General features: G+C 67.8%; 14 protein-coding genes. 9 read left to right on the top strand and 5 right to left on the bottom strand.

What is annotated here, in order from left to right:
- Positions 1-230 precede the first annotated feature (230 nt).
- On the bottom strand, positions 231-1145 hold the full coding sequence (locus Q5696_RS03555) for a 3-oxoacyl-ACP reductase (RefSeq protein WP_305093856.1): 915 nt from the start codon (positions 1143-1145) through the stop codon (positions 231-233).
- Between the two features lie 127 nt (positions 1146-1272).
- Positions 1273-1461 (bottom strand): ferredoxin, encoded by a 189-nt coding sequence (locus Q5696_RS03550; RefSeq protein ID WP_305093855.1) that lies wholly within the window; start codon positions 1459-1461, stop codon positions 1273-1275.
- 280 nt (positions 1462-1741) lie between these two features.
- On the opposite strand from Q5696_RS03550, the gene Q5696_RS03545 reads away from it, so the two are divergent.
- The 3 genes from Q5696_RS03545 (at position 1742) to Q5696_RS03535 (ending at position 5769) form a co-directional block, all read left to right on the top strand.
- A complete protein-coding gene (locus Q5696_RS03545; protein ID WP_305093854.1) occupies positions 1742-2923 on the top strand; it encodes an acyl-CoA dehydrogenase family protein in 1182 nt (393 codons plus the stop codon).
- Positions 2924-2937: 14 nt separating this feature from the next.
- On the top strand, positions 2938-4059 hold the full coding sequence (locus Q5696_RS03540) for an acyl-CoA dehydrogenase family protein (protein WP_305093853.1): 1122 nt from the start codon (positions 2938-2940) through the stop codon (positions 4057-4059).
- Between the two features lie 75 nt (positions 4060-4134).
- A complete protein-coding gene (locus Q5696_RS03535; protein ID WP_305093852.1) occupies positions 4135-5769 on the top strand; it encodes a long-chain-fatty-acid--CoA ligase in 1635 nt (544 codons plus the stop codon).
- Positions 5770-5840: 71 nt separating this feature from the next.
- Here Q5696_RS03535 and Q5696_RS03530 read toward each other — a convergent pair whose 3' ends face one another.
- Both Q5696_RS03530 and Q5696_RS03525 read right to left on the bottom strand, forming a co-directional pair.
- Complete coding sequence (locus Q5696_RS03530) at positions 5841-6953, bottom strand: NAD(P)H-dependent flavin oxidoreductase (protein ID WP_305093851.1); 1113 nt, start codon at positions 6951-6953, stop codon at positions 5841-5843.
- The gene (locus tag Q5696_RS03525; RefSeq protein ID WP_305093850.1) at positions 6953-8599 is read right to left on the bottom strand and encodes an acyl-CoA synthetase; all 1647 of its coding nucleotides are present in this window, start codon (positions 8597-8599) and stop codon (positions 6953-6955) included. The genes Q5696_RS03530 and Q5696_RS03525 overlap by 1 nt, the downstream gene beginning before the upstream one ends.
- Positions 8600-8678: 79 nt before the next feature.
- Here Q5696_RS03525 and Q5696_RS03520 point away from each other — a divergent pair, with 79 nt between their 5' ends.
- The 4 genes from Q5696_RS03520 to Q5696_RS03505 all read left to right on the top strand — a co-directional run bounded on the left by Q5696_RS03520 (position 8679) and on the right by Q5696_RS03505 (position 12328).
- Positions 8679-9500 (top strand): crotonase/enoyl-CoA hydratase family protein, encoded by an 822-nt coding sequence (locus Q5696_RS03520; protein ID WP_305093849.1) that lies wholly within the window; start codon positions 8679-8681, stop codon positions 9498-9500.
- Positions 9501-9636: 136 nt separating this feature from the next.
- The gene (locus tag Q5696_RS03515; RefSeq protein ID WP_305093848.1) at positions 9637-10257 is read left to right on the top strand and encodes a TetR/AcrR family transcriptional regulator; all 621 of its coding nucleotides are present in this window, start codon (positions 9637-9639) and stop codon (positions 10255-10257) included.
- An 87-nt stretch (positions 10258-10344) separates the two neighbouring features.
- A complete protein-coding gene (locus tag Q5696_RS03510) occupies positions 10345-11538 on the top strand; it encodes a thiolase family protein (RefSeq protein ID WP_305093847.1) in 1194 nt (397 codons plus the stop codon).
- Between the two features lie 28 nt (positions 11539-11566).
- Complete coding sequence (locus Q5696_RS03505; protein ID WP_305093846.1) at positions 11567-12328, top strand: 3-hydroxyacyl-CoA dehydrogenase; 762 nt, start codon at positions 11567-11569, stop codon at positions 12326-12328.
- 88 nt (positions 12329-12416) lie between these two features.
- Here the strand turns inward: Q5696_RS03505 and Q5696_RS03500 are convergent, their stop codons facing one another.
- Positions 12417-13457 carry an LLM class F420-dependent oxidoreductase gene (locus Q5696_RS03500; protein ID WP_305093845.1) on the bottom strand — a complete coding sequence of 347 codons (1041 nt, stop codon included), beginning with the start codon at positions 13455-13457 and terminating at the stop codon, positions 12417-12419.
- Between the two features lie 104 nt (positions 13458-13561).
- Between Q5696_RS03500 and Q5696_RS03495 the strand changes: the two genes are divergently transcribed.
- Both Q5696_RS03495 and Q5696_RS03490 read left to right on the top strand, forming a co-directional pair.
- The gene (locus tag Q5696_RS03495) at positions 13562-14518 is read left to right on the top strand and encodes a Zn-ribbon domain-containing OB-fold protein (protein WP_370654855.1); all 957 of its coding nucleotides are present in this window, start codon (positions 13562-13564) and stop codon (positions 14516-14518) included.
- Between the two features lie 13 nt (positions 14519-14531).
- Positions 14532-15596 carry a thiolase family protein gene (locus Q5696_RS03490; protein ID WP_305093844.1) on the top strand — a complete coding sequence of 355 codons (1065 nt, stop codon included), beginning with the start codon at positions 14532-14534 and terminating at the stop codon, positions 15594-15596.

The raw sequence follows: 15596 nt of genomic DNA, 5'->3' as shown, positions 1-15596 counted from the left end.
ATCGAGCACTCAAAAACTGAAACACGTTCCAGATGCATCCTCGGTGCATCAGCACCCGTCCCCCGACCCCCACAGCGCCCCGGCAGCCCCAGCCCCCGGACCGGGTGCGCGATCCCCCGCATCCAACCACCACCCTGCGCACCCGTCATCCTTGCCGGGTTCGTCACCGAATGTATCGATATTCCCGCAATCGCCCGTTACCCGCGCGACTGCGGGACATCGGATACGCCCTAGCCGAGACTCCGCAACGCCTGCGATGCCGAGAACATGCGCTCCGGGTCGCGGTCGTCGAAGTAGGAGCCGACCTCGTCCGCGAGCATTGCGGGTGTCCACTGCGCCGCGGACGCGTCGAATCGCTGTTCGACGACCGGGGCCGCCATCAGCGCCACCATCGGGCCGTAGACGACGAACACCTGCCCGTTGACCTTGTCGGCCGCCGGCGACGCCAGGTACGACACCAGCGCGGACACGTGCTCGGGCGACAGCGGATCGACCTCGCCCTCGGGCGCGTCGGCGAACACACCCTCGGTCATCGTGGTCCGTGCTCGCGGGCAGATGGCGTTGGCGCGGACGCCGTAGCGGGACAGGCCCCGGGCCGCCGAGAGGGTCAGCGCGGTGATGCCGGCCTTGGCGGCACCGTAGTTCGGCTGCCCGGCCGGGCCGAGGAGACCGGCCTCCGACGACGTGTTGATCAGCCGGCCGTAGACGGGCGCACCGTCGGCCTTGGACTTGTCACGCCAGTACGCGGCCGCATTGCGGGAGAGTAGGAAGTGGCCTCGCAGGTGCACCTTCAGGACGAGGTCCCACTCGTCGTCGGACATCCCGAACAGCATGCGGTCGCGGCAGATACCGGCGTTGTTGACGACGATGTCGACGCCACCGAGGCCCTGTGCCGCCGCCATCAGTGCGTCCGCCGTGGCGCGCTCCCCGACGTCTCCGGCGACGAACTCGACCTTGCCGCCGAGAGTGCGGATCTCGTCGAGCGTCGACTCGACGGCGTCGCCTGCGGCGAGATCGTTGACGACGACGGACGCGCCGGACTGCGCGAGACCGATCGCCTCCGCCCGGCCGAGACCGGATCCGGACCCGGTCACGATGGCGACCTTGCCCTCCAAGCCGATCTCGCGGCTGCTGTCTGCACTCATGTGCGCACTCCCGTACCCGTGACGGACCGGCTGGCCACCGGTCGGTACCTCGTCGCCGCGGATGCCGACGACAGCGGCCAATGTAGAACGCGTTCTACATTGGCCGCAAGGGTGGAGCCGGTGGCTGTCAGTGCTCGGTGAGAGCGGCGCGCGGGCACTGCGCGATGGCCGAGCGCACATCGGCCTCCCGGTCCGCCGGCACGACGGCCGACGAGATGATCAACTGCTCGTCGTCGTCCAGATCGAAGATGTCGGGAGCGATTCCGACGCACACCCCGTTGGCTTCACATCGGTCCCTGTCGACCCTGACCTCCATGACCGTTCCTCATTTCACATTCGTTCGGAAGACTCGCCGGGCAATCGTTGCATCGGGCTGTGACGCAACGTCATTCCACCATTAGACTAGAACCCGTTCCACCTCTGTGCAATGATTCGGACAACCATCCTCGACGCGCCGCCCGCACCGACGACCCCCGTGCCGGAAAGCCCGCTGTCACAGCATTCTCCACGATCCGCCGTGCCGTGGCCCTTCCCCTCGCGGCCGTGTCGTACGGGCGATACGGCGCCGACGGTCGCCGAAGGAACGGAGAAGGTACGTGGACATCACCTACACCCCGCAGCAGCAAGAGCTGCGGGAGGAACTGCGCAGTTATTTCGCACAGCTGATGACTCCCGAGCGTCGTGAGGCACTGGCCGCGACCACGGGCGAGTACGGCGAGGGCACCGTCTACCGGGACGTCGTCCGGGACATGGGGCGCGACGGCTGGCTCACACTGGGGTGGCCCGAGGAGTTCGGCGGCCAGGCCCGCTCGGCGATGGATCAGCTCATCTTCACCGACGAGGCCGCGATCGCGGGCGCACCCGTGCCGTTCCTGACGATCAACTCGGTGGCCCCGACGATCATGCATTTCGGCACCCCCGAACAGAAGGCGTTCTTCCTGCCCAAGATCTCGGCAGGTGAGCTGCACTTCTCGATCGGCTACTCCGAGCCGGGGGCGGGTACCGATCTCGCGTCGCTGCGCACGTCCGCGGTCAAGGACGGCGACGACTACGTGATCAACGGCCAGAAGATGTGGACGAGCCTGATCCAGTACGCCGACTACGTGTGGCTGGCGTGCCGCACCGATCCGGCCGCTCGGAAGCATCGCGGCATCAGCATGCTGATCGTCCCGACCACTGCGGAGGGCTTCTCCTCCACACCCGTCCACACGATGGCCGGCCCCGACACCAGCGCCACCTACTACCAGGACGTCCGCGTTCCGCAGTCCTCGCTCGTGGGTGAGGAGAACGGCGGCTGGAAGCTCGTCACCAACCAGCTCAACCACGAGCGGGTCGCGCTCACCTCCGCGGGCCCGCTCATTACTGCGCTGCAGGAAGTACGCGAGTGGGCGCAGAACACCAAACTCGCGGACGGCCGCCGGGTGATCGACCAGGAGTGGGTGCAGATCAACCTGGCCCGGGTGCACGCCAAGACCGAGTACCTCAAGCTGATGAACTGGGAGATCGCGTCGGCCCAGGATCACGCACCCGGCCCGGAGGCGGCGTCGGCCAACAAGGTGTTCGGCACCGAGTTCGCGACCGAGGCCTACCGTCTGCTGATGGAGATCCTCGGGCCGTCCGCGACGATCCGGCAGAACTCGGCCGGCGTGCTGCTGCGCGGACGCATCGAGCGGATGCACCGCTCGGCCCTCATCCTCACCTTCGGTGGCGGCACCAACGAGGTGCAGCGCGACATCATCGCGATGACCGCACTCGGTCAGCCCCCGGCCAAGCGATAAGGACGGACCACGACATGGACTTCTCCCTCACCGAGGCTCAGCACGATCTGGCCGGCCTGACCGCCGGCATCGTCACCGAGATCGTCACGAACGAGCGCCTACGCGAACTGGATTCGGCCGACGATCGCTTCGATCGCACCCTGTGGGACACGCTGGCGACGTCCGGCGTGCTCGGCGCGGCGTTGCCGGAATCCGTCGGCGGCGACGGATTCGGCATCCTCGAACAGTGCAGCATCCTGATCGAACTGGGCCGGGGCGTGGCACCGGTGCCGTACCTGTCGTCGATCGTGATGGCGGCCGGTGCGATCGCCGAGTTCGGCACGGACACACAGCGTTCGGAATGGGCCGCCCCCGCCGCTGTCGGCGCGAGGATCCTCGCGGCCGCACTCTCCGAGGAGCTGAACGACGATCCGGCCGCACCGGTCACCCGCGCCGAGCGAACCACCGACGGCTGGACCCTGCACGGCACCAAGATCGTCGTCGACGCCGCACCGATCGCGGACCTGTTCGTCGTGCCGGCGTCCACCGACTCCGGCACGGTCGTGTTCCTGGTTCCCACGGACACACCGGGCGTCACCGTGACCCGTCAGCAGACGACGGACTTCGGCGCCGCGGGCATCGTCGACCTGTCCGACGTCCGGGTCGGCCCCGACGCCGTGCTCGGCTCCGTGGACAACGGTGCCGAGGTCGTCGGCTGGATCCTCGACCGCGGCGCGGTCGGGTCGAGCGCCTACCAGTACGGTGTGCTCGACCAGGCCCTGAAGATGACCGCCGAATACGCGCGTGAGCGCGTGCAGTTCGACCGCCCGATCGGCAGCTTCCAGGCTGTCACCCAGCGTCTCGCGGACGGATACATCGATGTCAAGGGTGTGCGGCTCACCTTGTGGCAGGCTGCTTTCCGGCTGGCCGAGGGCCTGCCGATCGAAGGCGAGATCGAGACCGCGAAATTCTGGGCAGCCGACGCCGGTCACCGCGTCGCACACACGGTCGTCCACGTCCACGGCGGCGTCGGACTCGACGAGGACCATCCGGTGCACCGCTACTTCCTCGCCGCCAAGCGACAGGAGTTCACGCTCGGTTCGGCGACCGACCAGCTCCGCAGGCTCGGCGCCGAACTCGCCGCGACACCCGCGTAAGCGTAACGGGGACAAGCAGTCCCACAGAATGAAACCGTCGGACATGACGGGCGTCACACCCGCCATGATGGGGGTATGACAGCAGCAACTCCCACGATCGCGGACCTGCTCGCGCGGCTCCGCGACACCGACACGCACGGCATCCGCTTCGAGGACACGTACATTCCGTGGACGGACCACGTCCACGGAATGTACGACCGGGCGGCGTTCCTGAACGATCTGCTCGACACGGACCGTCCCCGCCACTTCGGGATCCTGATGGACAACAGGCCGGAGTTCTCGTCGTTGGTGGGTGCGGCCGCATTCACCGGCGCCGTCGTCGCCGGGCTCAACACGACCCGGCGCGGCGACGCTCTGGCCCGGGACATCGCCCTGTCCGACTGCCAGGTCGTGTTCACCGAGAACACCCAGGCACAGCTGCTCGACGGGCTCGAACTCGACGGGGTCCGGGTGATCAACGTCGACTCCCCCGAATGGCCGGAGTTGCTGATGCCGTACACGGACAGCCCCGTGATCGAACCGGCGGCACAGCTCGACGATCTACTCATGCTGATCTTCACGTCCGGGACGAGCGGAGATCCGAAGGCGGTGCGCTGCACACACGCCAAGTTCACCGAACCCGGCATCATGCTGGCCGACCGTTTCGGTCTCGGAGAGTCCGACGTCGTGTACATGGCGATGCCGATGTTCCATTCCAACGCGATGGTCGCCGGATGGTCCGTCGCGTTGGCCGGCCGCACGGGGATCGCGATCCGGCGCAAGTTCTCGGCGTCCGGGTTCCTCCCGGACCTGCGCACCTACGGGGTCACGTACGCCAACTATGTCGGCAAGCCGCTGTCGTTCATCCTCGCCACCGAGGAGCATTCGGACGACGCCGACAACCCGCTGCGGCTCATGTACGGCAACGAGGGTTCGGCACCCGCGGTGCGGGAGTTCGCGCGCCGCTTCGGAACCCGCGTCGTCGACGGATTCGGGTCGACCGAGAACGGTATCTCGATCCGCTCGCATCCCGACGCGCCCACCGGCTCGCTGGGGCTCCTGCCCCCGGAGATCGAACTCCGCCACCCCGATACCGGAAAGGTGTGTCCTCCCGCAATATTCGATGCGGACGGGCGGATCGTCAATGCCGAGGAGGCCACCGGTGAGCTGGTGAACGTGACCGGCCCCGGCGGTTTCACCGGCTACTACAACAATCCCGAGGCCGACGCCGAACGCATGCGCGACGGGATGTACTGGAGCGGCGATCTGGCGTACCGCGACGCCGACGGATTCGTCTACTTCGCGGGACGCAGTTCCGGGTGGCTGCGGGTCGACGGCGAGAACATCGGCGCCGCACCCGTCGAGCGCGTGCTGGCCCTGTATCCGGGGTTCGCCCAGGTGTCGGTGTACGCGGTTCCGGACCGTGAGATCGGTGACCGGGTGATGGCCGCGGTCATCCCCGTCGGCGACGTCGACGACTTCGATCCGGTGGCGTTCGCCCGATTCCTCGACGAGCAGCCCGATCTGGGCCCGAAGCAGAAGCCGACGCTGATCCGGGTGTGCACGGAGTTCCCGCGCACCGCCACGTTCAAGGTCGTCACCCGGTCACTCAGTGCCGAACGCTGGCACTGCCCCGATCCGGTGTGGCTGCGTGAACGCGGCAGTGACGACTTCGTGCTGCTCACCCCGGAACTCGCGCAGACCCTCGAGCGCGTGGCCGCCGACGCCTGATGGACCGAATGTCACATGCGTCCGGTCGAACTGGACGCATGTGACATTCGGCCGGGTCGGGTGGGGTCGGATCACTTCAGGGTGTCGAGCCGGGCGACGGTCTCCTCGAATTCGGCGACCAGGTCGGCCATGGTCTCGGCGACCGGCCGGATCTCGTTCATGCGGCCGACGATCTGACCGGCCGGCATGGCGACGACGTCGGGGTTCTCGGCGGCGGAGATCCGCTGGTGCGCCTCGGCGACGAGGAGGTTCTGCAGCGGCATGGGGAGGGCGTCGGGGGCGTCGGGCGCCGACCAGGCCTCGGTCCATTTGGTCTTGAGCAGACGTGCCGGCTTGCCGGAGTAGATCCGGGACCGGACGGTGTCGCCGGACGTGGCCGCGAGCAGCGCCCGCTGGATCGCGGAGGTGCCGTCGGCGGCACTGCCGAGCCGGTATTCGGCGGCGGTGAGCCAGTACGAGCCCATCCACACGCCTTGCGCGCCGAGCGCGAGTGCCGCAGCGATCTGCCGCCCGCTGCCGATTCCGCCGGCGGCGAGCACCGCAGCGGAATCACCGACGGCGTCGACGATTTCGGGGACGAGCACCATCGACGCGATCTCACCGGTGTGGCCGCCGGCCTCGTAGCCCTGCGCGATGACGATGTCGACGCCGTTCTCGACGTGGCTGCGGGCGTGTGCGACGGCACCGGCCAGCGCCGCCACCGGGACACCGTGCCCGTGGGCCTCGTCGATGATGTCCTTCGGTGGGGAGCCGAGCGCGTTCGCGATGAGCGCGGGACGGTGCTTGAACGCGACGTCGAGCTGGGCGCGTGCCACCGAGTGCAGCCAGCCCAGGACACCCGTGGCGTGTTCGACGTCGTCGGACAGCGGGGGCACACCGAGCTCGGTGAGGGTGCGATCGACGAACGCGCGGTGCTCGGCGGGGATGAGCTTGTCGAGGTCGACGGCCGTGCCCTCGGTGGGCACCTTGGCCGGCATGACGACGTCGACACCGTACGGCTTGCCGTCGGTGTTCTCGTCCATCCACGACAGTGTGGCCTCGAGTTCGTCGGCGTCGTTGAAGCGGACACAGCCGAGGACGCCGAGCCCGCCGGCGCGGGTGACCGCCGCCGCCACGTGCTCGGACGGGGTGAACGCGAAGATCGGGTACCGGATGCCGAACTTCGCGGCGAGATCGGTGTGCATCAGGCGTTTCCGTTCGTGTAGTGATCGTCGGCGTCGCGCGCCTCGGTTTCGGCCTTGGCCCACTTGTAGTCGGGCTTGCCGGCCGGGGACCGCTTGATCTCGTCCACGAACCAGACGCTGCGCGGCACCTTGTAGCCGGCGATCTCCTTGCGGGCCGCCGCGACGATGTCGTTCATGCTCGGACGCGCGCCGTCGCGGGTGGCGACGACGGCGACGACCCGGTTGCCCCAGCGCTCGTCCGGTACCCCGACGACGAGCGTGTCGAACACGTCGGGGTGGGTCTTGACGGCACCTTCGACCTCTTCGGGATAGACCTTCTCGCCGCCGCTGTTGATGGAGACCGACCCGCGGCCGAGCATCGTGACGGTGCCGTCCGCCTCGATGGTGGCGTAGTCGCCGGGGATCGAGTAGCGGATCCCGCCCAGGACCTTGAAGGTTTCGGCGGTCTTCTTCTCGTCCTTGTAGTAGCCGACGGGGATGTGACCACTGCGGGCGAGCACACCGATCTTCCCGGAGCCCGGCTCGACGGGGTTGCCCTCGTCGTCGAGGACGGTGGTCTGCGAGTCGACCTTCACGCGCGGCCCACCGGAGTGTTCGAAGCCCTTGGTGATGGTGGCGAGACCACCGAACCCGGTCTCGGACGAGCCGATCGAATCGGTGAGCAGACGGTTCGGCAGCAGTTCGAGGAACTGTTCCTTGAGTGCCGGGGAGAACAGCGCCGCACTGCTGGCGATCACGTACAGCGACGAAAGATCGTAGGGTTCACCGGTTTCCGGATTCCCTGCGACGAGAGCGTCGATCATGGGCCGCGCCATGGCGTCGCCGGTGATGAAGATGAGATTGATCTTGTGGCGGTCGATGGCCTGCCACACCGTGTGGGCGTCGAACTCCGGCACCATGACCAGGGTGCCGCCACCGAACAGGCTGTGGAACACCGCGGACTGCGAACCGCCGTGGATCATCGGCGGAATCGGGAACCGCACCATCGCGGGGTTCGCGGCGCCGACCTTCGCCATCTCCCACTCGTCCTGCACGTACTCGCCGGTGACGAAGTTGACGCCACCACCGAGGACGCGCCACCAGTCCTCGTGCCGCCACATGACACCCTTCGGCATGCCGGTGGTGCCGCCGGTGTAGAGGATGAAGATGTCGTCGGGGCTGCGCTCACCGAAGTTGCGGTCCGGGGATCCCTGCGACAGGGCGCCCTCGAACTCGACACCACCGTACGACGAGTAGTCCAGGTCCGTTCCGTCCTCGACGACGACGGTCGTCTTCACGAGCGGGGTGGTCGGCAGGACGTTCGCGACCTTGTCCGAGTACCGGCGCTCGTGGATGAGTGCGACCATGTCCGAGTTCTCGAAGATGTACTGCAACTCGTTCTCGACGTAGCGGTAGTTGACGTTGACCATGATGGCGCGAGCCTTGAAGATCGCGACCATCGACACGATGGCCTCGATCGTGTTGCGGCTGTAGATGCCCACCTTGTCGCCCGGCGCAACACCGTGATCCCGCAGGTAGTTGGCGAGCCGGTTGGCCTTCTCCTCCAGTTGCGCGAAGGTCACCTCACGATCGGAGTCCACCAGGGCGACGCGGTCCGGGTTGAGGTCGATCGAGTGTTCTACGAGGTCTGCGATATGTATGGCCACGTCATCAAAGTAGAACGTGTTACTGTCGCTGACAAGACCCAATGAGAGACTCAGCTCACACAAATATCAGGAGTCACCAGTGTCCACCGGAACCGCGGAAAATACAGACGTTTCGGCGAAATCGCCCCACTGCCTGGTCGAGAAGCGTGGCCACGTCCTGATCGTGACGATGAACCGGCCCGAGGCCCGCAACGCACTCTCCGGCGAGATGATGGAGATCATGGTCGAGGCCTGGGACCGGATCGACTCCGACCCCGACATCCGGGTCGCGATCCTCACCGGCGCGGGCGGCACGTTCTGCGCCGGAATGGATCTCAAGGAAATGAACCGCAACGCACCGGGTGACAAGTTCTCGGGCGGAATGAACGTGACGAAGCTGCCGGCGCTACTGAAGGGCCGACGCCTCACCAAGCCGCTCATCGCGGCCGTCGAGGGCCCGGCCATCGCCGGCGGCACCGAGATCCTGCAGGGCACCGATATCCGCGTCGCCGGGGAGAGCGCCCGCTTCGGCGTCTCCGAAGCGAAACTCGGCCTGTTCCCGCTCGGCGGATCCGCCGTCCGCCTGGTTCGGCAACTCCCCTACACCGTCGCCGCAGAGATTCTGCTCACCGGACGCACCGTCCCCGCCCCCGAAGCCAAGGAGATCGGTCTCGTCGGCCACGTCGTCCCCGACGGCCGAGCCCTCGACAAGGCACTCGAGATCGCCGAACGTATCGCTGCCAACGGCCCCATCGCCGTCCAGGCGATCCTGAAGACCATCCGCGTCACCGAGGGCATGCACGAGGAGGACGCATTCGAGATCGAAGCCGAGATCGGCATGGCCGTCTTCAAGAGCAACGACGCCAAGGAAGGCCCCCGCTCGTTCGCCGAGAAGCGGGCACCGAAGTTCACCGGCACATAGAACCACCGCTTTCAGCTGCAGGGTCCCTTCGTGCGTTCACAGCGCACGAAGGGACCCTTCGGCTGTCATGGGGCGACCGGGTGGACGCGCGTATCCTCGACGGGCACTGACCGACGATCGACAGGTGGGACCACCGATGGGCACTGCCGCAGGCGAGAAGTCGCGGCCGGAGTGGCAGCGACTCGAACCCCTCGAACTGTCGCCGATCCTGTCCGCAGCGCTCGATGCGTTCTACGAGAAGGGTTTCCACGGCGCATCCGTACGCGACATCGCCCGCCGAGTGGGGGTCACGGTACCCGCGCTGTACTACCACTACGACAGCAAGGAAGGCCTGCTGGTCGCGCTCGTCGAACTGGGCACGGGCGACGTCCTTGCCCGCGCCCGGGCCGCCGACGACGCAGGCGACGGTGACCCTGCCCGACGGTTGACGAACGTCGTGTCCGCGATCGTCCTGCGCATGACCGACCGCGCCCGCCTCGCCGCGATCGAGGGCGAGGCCCGATACCTGACCGGCGAGAACCACGAGCGCTACCGCACGGTCCGCAAGGGCATCGAGACGATCGTCCTCGACATCGTGCGGGACGGCGTCGCGTCGGGCGCGTTCGACGTCGACGACCCTGCCGAGACGACGCGGGCCGTCCTGGGCATGTGCCAGGCAATTCCCCGCTGGTACCACACCGAGGGCAAACTCGGCCCGGAGGCCGTCGCAGCCGAGTACGCGGCGATCGCGGCGAAGATGGTCGCGCCCGCGCGCTGACCTCGCCAGCCGTTGACCTCGGGTGTTCTCACGTGATACTCACTTAGCGATCGATAAGTAAGCAGTGCTCGGGAAGGGATTGCGCCAATGGCCGAGGCAGTCATCGTCGACGCGGTTCGACTCGCGTCCGGGAAGGGCAAGCCCGGCGGCGCCCTGTCCGGTACCCACCCGGCGGAGCTGCTCGCACACGTGCTGCGCACGATCGTCGACCGCAACGGCCTCGACCCCGTCCGGGTCGACGACGTCATCGGCGGCTGCGTCCAGCAAGTCGGCGAACAGGCCCTCAACATCTCGCGCACCGCGCTGCTGTCTGCGGGATTCCCCGAATCGGTACCGGCCACCACGATCGACCGGCAGTGCGGATCGAGCCAGCAGGCCGCACACTTCGCCGCGCAGGGCGTCATCGCCGGCGCCTACGACATCGTCATCGCATGCGGTGTCGAGTCGATGAGCCGAATCCCGATGGGCACCTCCCCCATCGGCCAGGACGCTTCCGGGCCGGGCATCGCCGCCCGGTACCCGGAAGGGCTGGTCCATCAAGGCATCTCGGCCGAGCTGGTCTCCGCGAAGTGGAAGCTGGACCGCGAGAGTCTCGACGCGTACGCCGTCCAGTCACATCGACGGGCCGCGGCGGCGGCCGCGAACGGCGCCTTCGACCGGGAGATCGTGCCGATCACGGTCACCGGGCCCGACGGCGCCGAGTACGCGCACACCGTCGACGAAACGGTCCGCGCCTCCACCACCGCCGACGGCCTCGCCGGACTGAGGCCGTCGTTCCGCACCGACGAGTTCGCCGCCCGCTTCCCCGAGGCGCCCTGGCAGATCACGCCCGGCAACTCGTCGCCGCTCACCGACGGCGCATCCGCCGTACTCATCATGAGCGAGAAGGCTGCGGCCGAACTGAATCTCACTCCGCGCGCACGCTTCCACTCGTTCGCGGTGCTGGGCGACGATCCGCTGATGATGCTCACGGCACCGATCCCCGCGACGCGCAGGGTGCTCGCCCGGGCCGGGTTGTCGATCGACGACCTCGACGCGTACGAGGTGAACGAGGCCTTCGCGCCCGTCCCGCTGGCATGGGCGCACGAACTGGGCGCCGATCCTGCCAAGCTCAACCCGCTGGGCGGCGCCATCGCACTCGGTCACGCACTCGGCTCGTCCGGCACACGCCTGCTCACCACACTCGTCAATCACCTCGAAAACACCGGTGGGCGCTACGGTCTGCAGACCATGTGCGAGGGCGCGGGCATGGCCAACGCCACCATCATCGAACGACTCTGAAATACAAGAAGATCCGAAAGGAACACGCATGATCGTCAAGGACAGTGTCGCCATCGTCACCGGCGGCGCCTCGGGCCTCGGCCTGGCCACCGCGAAGTCCCTGCTCGCGGACGGCGCCACCGTCGTCATCCTCGACCTGCCGTCGTCCAACGGCGAGGCCGTCGCAGCAGAACTGGGCGACCGCGTCCGCTTCGCGCCGGGTGACGTCACCGACGAGGCCTCGGTCTCGGCGGCTCTGGACCTGGCCGAGTCCCTCGGCACGCTGCGGGTGGCCGTCAACTGCGCCGGCATCGGCAACGCGATCAAGACCGTGAGCAAGAAGGGCGCCTTCCCCCTCGCCGACTTCTCGCGGGTGATCACGATCAACCTGGTCGGCACGTTCAACGTGATCCGTCTGGCGGCCGAGCGCATCTCGAAGGCCGAGCCGATCGACGGCGAGCGCGGCGTCATCGTCAACACCGCGTCCGTCGCGGCGTTCGACGGCCAGATGGGCCAGGCCGCCTACTCGGCGTCCAAGGGCGGTGTCGTCGGTATGACACTGCCGATCGCGCGTGACCTCGCGTCGCTGCTGATCCGCGTCGTCACCATTGCCCCGGGCCTGTTCGCGACGCCGCTGCTCGCCGGTCTGCCCGAGGAGGCCACCAAGGCGCTCGGCGCGTCGGTGCCGCACCCGGCCCGCCTGGGCGATCCGTCGGAGTACGGCGCGCTCGCGTCGCACATCGTCTCCAACCCGATGCTCAACGGTGAGGTCATCCGCCTCGACGGCGCGATCCGCATGGCGCCGCGCTAGATCTCTGCACCGCCGAGGAGCGCTGCCGGGCACACACTCTCGTGCCCGGCAGCGCTCCTCGCGGCTCCTCTGGACTTCTCGTACCGGGTCAGGCCGTCCCGACCGCCGCCGCCAGCTGCCGCATGTGCTCGACGTCGCGGCACGTCACCAACAGCATCGTGACACCGGCGTCCTCCCATACCTTCACCTGCTCGCGCACCTCGTCGATGTTGCCGACGATCATGGTGTCGGTGACCATCTCGTCGGGGACGATCGCGGCGGCCTCGTCCTTGCGTCCGGACAGGAACAGCTTCTGGATCTCGGCGACCTCGTCGCCGTAGCCCATCCGGGTGTACACCTGGGCGTGGAAGTTCATCTCCGCCGCACCCATGCCGCCGACGTAGAGGGCCGTGAACGGCTTGTGCCTGTCGATCTCGGCCTGCCGGTCGTCGGTCACGATCACCTGGCACGTCGCGGCGATCTCGAAGTCGGCGCGGCTGCGGCGTGCCCCCGGCCGCGCGAATCCCTCGTCGAGCCACTCGTTGTACATCGGCGCCAGACGCGGCGTGTAGTAGATCGCGAGCCAACCGTCGGCGATCTCCGCCGTCAACGCGACGTTCTTCGGCCCCTCGGCACCGAGCCAGATCGGCAGGTCCGCACGCAGTGGATGTGTGATCGGTTTGAGCGGCTTGCCGAGGCCCAGCGATCCGGGGCCGGTGTACGGCAACGGATAGTGCGGTCCGTCGCTACGCACGGCACCTTCACGCGCGAGCACCTGACGCACGACCCCGACGTACTCGCGGGTACGGGCGAGGGGCTTGGCGAACGGCTGCCCGTACCAGCCCTCGACGACCTGCGGCCCGGACACTCCCAGCCCGAGGATCGCACGACCGCCCGACAGATGATCGAGGGTGAGGGCGTGCATCGCGCAGTTGGTGGGCGTCCGCGCCGACATCTGCGCGACGGACGTACCCAGTCGGACGTTCTCGGTGCTCGACCCCCACCACGCCAGCGGGGTGAACGCGTCGTTGCCCCACGACTCGGCGGAGAAGACCGCGTCGAACCCCGACCGATCCGCTTCTGCAACGAGTTCCTGAGCGTTGGCCGGCGGCTGCGCGCCCCAGTACCCGAGTTGTAACCCCAGCTTCATTGCCTGCCTCCGTGTTTTCCCACATCCGCGGCGTCACGAACGTGACCCTTGCCACAATAATAAGAACCTGTTCTACTCGATTCGTGACCCCTACGGATAGCGCCGTGGCCGAACAGCCGCTGAGAGCGCCTCTAAATCTGAAATTCGACTACACCCGTTCCGTCGGCCCCACCATCGGAGCCTTCGTGACAGGCCTGCGTGACCGGAAGGTGGTGGGCGCTCGCAGTTCCGACGGCCGTGTCCACGTGCCGCCCCCGGAGTTCGATCCGGCGACACACGAACCGATGACCGACTTCGTCGACGTCGCCGACACCGGCACGGTCGTCAGCTGGTCGTGGATGCCCGAACCCATCGAGGGCCAGCCACTGACGCACCCGTTCGCATGGGCGCTCGTGCAGCTCGACGGCGCCGACACCTCGATCCTGCACGCCGTGGACGCCGGTTCCCCCGACGCGATGAGCACGGGCATGCGGGTGCGGGTCCGCTGGGCCGACGACCGCACCGGGCACATCCGCGACATCGCGTGCTTCGAGCCCGGCGAAGGCGAATCCTCCCCGGCCGCAGCGGCTTCCGACGGTGAACCGGTCACCCAGATCGTCACGCCGATCGACCTGCACTACACGCACACCGCGTCGTTCGAGGAGAGCTACTACCTGCGCGGCCTGATGGAGGGCAAGGTCATCGGCGGCCGCACCGACGCGAACGGCAAGGTGTACGTCCCGCCGCGCGGCTCGAACCCCACCGACGGCGTCCCCACCAAGGAACAGGTGGAGGTGTCCGACAAGGGCACCGTCACCACGTTCTGCATCGTCAACGTCCCGTTCCTGGGCCAGCAGATCAAGCCGCCCTACGTGGCGGCGTACATCGTCCTCGACGGTGCGGACATCCCGTTCCTGCACCTGCTCCTCGAGGTCGACGCCTCCGAGGTCCGCATGGGCATGCGGGTCGAGGCCGTGTGGCGCCCGAAGGAGGAGTGGGAGTACTCGCTCCGCAACATCTCCCACTTCCGCCCGAGCGGTGAGCCGGACGCGGACTACGACACCTACAAGCATCACCTCTAGGAGCCTCGAGACCATGACAGACATTGCAGTCGTCGGCTTCGCACAGGCCCCCCATGTGCGCGAGACCACCGGCACCACCAACGGTACCGAGATGCTCGTCCCCTGTTTCCAGGAGCTGTACTCCACCCTCGGAATCACCAAGTCCGACATCGGCTTCTGGTGTTCCGGATCGTCCGACTACCTCGCCGGCCGGTCCTTCTCGTTCATCTCCGCGATCGACTCGATCGGTGCCGTGCCTCCGATCAACGAGTCACACGTCGAGATGGACGCCGCCTGGGCGTTGTACGAGGCCTGGGTCAAGATCATGACCGGTGAGGTCGACACCGCCCTCGTGTACGGGTTCGGCAAGTCGTCGGCCGGTAACCTGCGTCAGATCCTCGCGATGCAGATGGACCCGTACCTGGTGTCGCCGCTGTGGCCGGATTCCGTTTCGGTCGCGGGCCTGCAGGCCCGCCTCGGACTCGACGCGGGCAAGTGGACCGCCGAGGACATGGCACGGATCGCGCAGCGCAGCCGTGCCGCCGCGAAATCCGACCCCGACGCGCAGATCTCCGGGGACGTCGACATCGACAGCCTCCTCGGCAGTGCGTTCGTGGCCGACCCGCTGCGCGCACACGACTGTGCACCGATCACCGACGGCGCGGCCGCGATCGTCCTGGCCCGCGGCGACCGCGCCCGTGAACTGTGCGAGCGTCCGGCGTGGATCACCGGTATCGAACACCGCATCGACTCGCCGAACATCGGGTCGCGCGACCTGACCGTGTCGCCGTCCACCGCCGCCGCGGCCCGGGCCGCGACCGGCGGCGACGTGTCGAGCATCGACGTCGCCGAACTGCACGCTCCGTTCACCCACCAGGAGATCATCCTGCGCGAGGCGATCGGCCTGACCGACGCCACCACCGTCAACCCGTCGGGCGGACCGCTCACCGGCAACCCGATGTTCGCCGCCGGCCTCGAACGCATCGGGCACGCGGCCCGACAGATCTTCAGCGGTGCCGCCCAGCGCACTCTCGCCCACGCCACCAGTGGCCCTGTGCTGCAGCAGAACCTGGTCGCCGTCATGGAAGGACGCAACTGA

The organism is Prescottella sp. R16, assembly GCF_030656875.1.
In the GTDB taxonomy this organism is placed as follows: Bacteria; Actinomycetota; Actinomycetes; order Mycobacteriales; family Mycobacteriaceae; genus Prescottella.
The sequence above is the reverse complement of the archived record's forward strand: the minus strand, read 5'-3'. Positions and strand labels throughout refer to the sequence as shown.